The organism is Mesorhizobium sp. P2_F7 (genome assembly GCF_056403695.1).
The window spans coordinates 1-3,923 of sequence record NZ_JBFUFA010000031.1; the positions used below are offsets into that span (position 1 = coordinate 1).

A 3,923-nucleotide genomic window follows, 5' to 3' on the forward strand; every position below is an offset into this window, starting at 1 on the left:
CTGGAGGTCAGAAAATGAACATCAAGAGCCTTCTTCTCGGCGAAAATGAACATCAAGAGCCTTCTTCTCGGCTCCGCTGCGGCCCTGATCGCAGTTTCCGGTGCGCGCGCCGCCGACGCCGTCGTCGTCGCCGAGCCGGAACCGGCTGAATACGTCAAGATTTGCGACGTTTACGGCTCGGGCTACTTCTACATCCCCGGCACCGAAACCTGCCTGCGCATCGGCGGCTATGTCCGTTACGACATCGGCGTCGGCGACGTCGGTTCGTTCGACGGTGCGACAAGCGCCGATCACGAGGACGGCGGCAGCAACGACACCTACTACAAGAAGGCCCGCTTCTCGCTGAAGACCTGGACCGGCCAGGAAACCGAACTCGGCACCTTGAAGACCTACACCGAGACCCGTTTCAACTTCCAGAACAACAACCGCGATTCGGGCGCACTCGTTGATCCCGATGGCACGGGTCCGCTCCTCCCGGCCAACGCCATCAATGCTGCTGGCGGCACCGGTGTTTCGCTGAATTTCGCCTGGATCCAGCTCGGTGGCCTGCGCGTCGGTAAGGACGAATCGGCCTTCAACACGTTCATCGGCTACGCCGGCAACGTCATCCAGGATACGCTGGTCCCCTACGGCGATTTCGACACCAACGTCATCCAGTACTACTTCGACGCAGGCAACGGCTTCTCCGCCGTTCTCTCGCTCGAAGAAGGCTCGGGCTTCCACACGATCGACAGCTACGTTCCGCATGTCGTCGGCGGCCTGAAGTACACGCAGGGCTGGGGCGCCATCACCGGCGTTATCGCTTACGACAGCAACTACGAAGAAGTCGCCGGCAAGGTCCGTTTGGACGTCACCCCGATGCAGAACCTGTCGCTCTTCATCATGGGCGGCTACGGCACCGACGACAACCTGTCGGATCCGACCTGGGCGTTCCCGGCTGGCGGCCGCGGCTTCTACAAGCAGTGGTCGGGCAACTGGGCAGTCTGGGGTGGTGGCACCTACACCATCAACGAGAAGACCTCGTTCAACGTCCAGGCTTCGTATGACGACGGCAAGAACATCGGCCTCGCCGCGAACATTGCTTACGACGTCGTCCCCGGCCTGACGATCACGGCCGAAGTCGACTACTCGCACCTCGGCGACGACTCCGTGTCCAACTGGACCGGCATCACTGATGGCGACGACGATGCTATCGGCGGCATGCTCCGCTTCCAGCGCTCGTTCTAAGGGCTGGCTTTAGACAGGTGAATAACAGCCCGGGCGCTTCAACGCCCGGGCTGTTTTGTTTCGTGACTGGGTCAAGACAAGCAGAAGGAACAGGGGGAATCGGCAGCTGAACAGTCCGTAAGGGTGAGTTCGTGGGATCCGCTGATGGGCGGATGAATTCACAACTGCGTGATTAAATCTCTTGAAAGGACGCTTCCAAGCGGATAGGTCTGACTCTATCCACTCGGGGGTGTGGCATTTTATGACCATCGAAGCGATACAAGAGGGCGACCCCTCCGAACATTTCTCAATGTTCTCTTCTCAAAATGCGAAGATAAAATACAGCTACAACAAGATCAGAGAAGTAAGATCGCACCGGGTCGGAGAGCTTTTTTCAGCATACCGGGACATACTCTGGGATGATGGGCGGCATAAATACAATGTCAGCTCCTTCATCGGCGAGATAGACGAGATTCTCCTCGGAGAGCGTTTCAGCGCCTTTGACCAGAGCACCCTCGACAACCTTATCGGCACCTTGCGCCAGCGCGGCAACAGCAACGCAACCATCAATCGAAAGATGGCTGCCCTCAGCAAACTGCTGCGCAAGGCTTACAAGATGGGGGATATCCACAGCCTGCCCGAGTTCCGCCGCCAGAAGGAGCGGGCGGGACGGATTCGTTTCCTTGAAAGGAGCGAAGAGGCGCAGCTGTTCGCCGCCATCAAAAGCCGCAGCGAAGATGCCTATCGTCTCTCGGTCTTCCTCGTCGACACCGGCTGCCGCCTCGGCGAAGCGCTCGGACTGATCTGGAACGACATCCAGGAACACCGCGTCTCGTTCTGGATCACCAAATCCGGCCGCAGCCGCACCATTCCGATGACCGAACGGGTCAAGGAGGTGATCAAACTGCCGCCTTCGGAGGGCCGCAGGCCCAAGGGTCCGTTCACCAAACTCAGCCAGGCGCAGTTTCGCGCCATCTGGAACGATGCGAAGGCCGAAGTCGGCCTCGGCGCCGACGACCAGGTCGTGCCGCATATCTTGCGCCACACCTGCGCTTCGCGTCTGGTCCAGGGCGGCATCGACATCCGGCGCGTGCAGATGTGGCTCGGCCACCAGACGCTTTCGATGACCATGCGCTACGCGCACCTGGCCACCAACGATCTCGACGGCTGTGTCGTCGTGCTGGAGACGCCGCGCGGCGAAGGGCTTTCCGGCGAAAACTCGGCCTTCGCATCGCCGCTGACCACTGTCTCAGCGGCAGCGCCGGCGCAAAAGAGCGAAGCGGCAGCAGTGAAGCCGGCCAAGGCGCCCAGGAAAAGCTCGAAAGCCAAATAGTTCTGCCGAGCGTTCATATACTGAAAGGACGACCCCAGGATCATATTTGATCTTGGGGTTTACTTTATCTAAGTTGCATTCTGTGCCTTCAGCAGGAAAGCTGCAATGGCGCCGGGCAGATAGCCTGTGTCCAGGAAGGGGGCGTGGCCCTGGCCCTCGACCGTGATCGCTTCCATGCCGGGATGGCGCTTGCCCATCTCTTCCAATGTCTCCACCGACAGAAGTTTCGAGTTGGCACCGCGTATGGCAAGCAGTGGTATGGCCACCAGCGCCTCGAACTGCGGCCACAGATCCGGAAGCGGCTTGCTGAGGTCCAGGCCCGCCACCGTGTCGACCAGCCGTGGGTCGAAATCCGGCAGCAGCCCCTGATCGGTCTCGCGGTAGAGGGCCGACACCATCCGATCCCAATCCGCCTCGGCAAGCGCGGGAAAATCCGCGCCATGCGCGACGCGTTGCGCCTCAATAGCCTCGGTCCGGCTCTTGTGTTTCGGCGCCGGGTCGAGATAGGTTTGGATGTGAGCCAGACCCGCAGCCTCGATCACGGGGCCGATGTCGTTCAGCACAATGGCTTTCAGCGCCGCCGGCCGCAGCGCACCGAGCACATGAATGACCAACCCGCCGCGCGACGTGCCGATGAAGGCCGCTTCCGCGATGTCGAGCACCGCCAGCCCGGCGAGGATGTCACCGGCCTCGATGCCGACATTGTAGTGGCTGATATCAGGGTCGTAGGCCGACAGGCCGCGGCCGCGATAGTCGAAGGCGATGACCTTGCGCGGATTGTCAGCCCGCTGCGACAGGTAAAGCGCGAGCTCATGAAAATCGCGCGCGTTGCGGGTCAGTCCGGGCAGACAGACCACCGGCCAGGTTCCCGAGTTTGTCTCGCCGTAAATGCGGGCGTGAAGCCTGAGCCCGTCCGGCGCGGTGTGGAAAAAGTCGGAGAAGCCGTCGGTGCGTAACATATCAAAGGGAGTCCTAGCCTGATCGTCACCGACTGCTACAGGTGAGGGTGGGAGCGGTCAAATAAGGTCTTCCCTTCCCCCCTTGTGGGGGAAGGTGGATCGGCGCGCAGCGCCGAGACGGATGAGGGGTGTTCCAGCGGAGTGAGACGTTGGTGTTCCCTGGAACACCCCTCATCCGACCTCGCTTCGCGAGGCCACCTTCTCCCACAAGGGGCCCGTTGCGTTATTAGGCTTTGGACGCCTGGAGAGACAGCAGGGGCGCATCGAGGTGCTTTCCGGCGCGGGTTTGCGGCCGGATGGGGTAGGAGTTGGCGTATTCGGTGGGTTTCGGGCGCACTGCGACCCAGGCTCAGGTGGCCAGCGTTACCCAGCGGCGCATGTTGAAGGCGATGGCCGCGATGAGGACCTGTCCTGCCGCCTTGGCC

At 61.2% G+C, this 3,923-nt stretch carries 3 protein-coding genes; 2 read left to right on the forward strand and 1 reads right to left on the reverse strand.

Annotation, left to right across the window (positions count from 1 at the left end; all coding sequences use genetic code 11):
* Positions 1-45: 45 nt before the first annotated feature.
* Positions 46-1,227 (forward strand): porin, encoded by a 1,182-nt coding sequence (locus tag AC1DZ8_RS33220; protein ID WP_477402395.1) that lies wholly within the window; start codon positions 46-48, stop codon positions 1,225-1,227.
* Positions 1,228-1,516: 289 nt separating this feature from the next.
* Positions 1,517-2,539 carry a tyrosine-type recombinase/integrase gene (locus AC1DZ8_RS33225; protein ID WP_477311203.1) on the forward strand — a complete coding sequence of 341 codons (1,023 nt, stop codon included), beginning with the start codon at positions 1,517-1,519 and terminating at the stop codon, positions 2,537-2,539.
* Between the two features lie 68 nt (positions 2,540-2,607).
* Here the strand turns inward: AC1DZ8_RS33225 and AC1DZ8_RS33230 are convergent, their stop codons facing one another.
* Complete coding sequence (locus AC1DZ8_RS33230) at positions 2,608-3,498, reverse strand: alpha/beta fold hydrolase (protein WP_477402397.1); 891 nt, start codon at positions 3,496-3,498, stop codon at positions 2,608-2,610.
* Positions 3,499-3,923 lie beyond the last annotated feature (425 nt).

Excerpts from the sequence above, each read along its gene's own strand:
- AC1DZ8_RS33225 (WP_477311203.1), top strand. The coding sequence starts at position 1,517 with ATGTTCTCTTCTCAAAATGCGAAGATAAAATACAGCTACAACAAGATC.
- AC1DZ8_RS33220 (WP_477402395.1), top strand. The coding sequence starts at position 46 with ATGAACATCAAGAGCCTTCTTCTCGGCTCCGCTGCGGCCCTGATCGCA.
- AC1DZ8_RS33230 (WP_477402397.1), bottom strand. The coding sequence starts at position 3,498 with ATGTTACGCACCGACGGCTTCTCCGACTTTTTCCACACCGCGCCGGAC.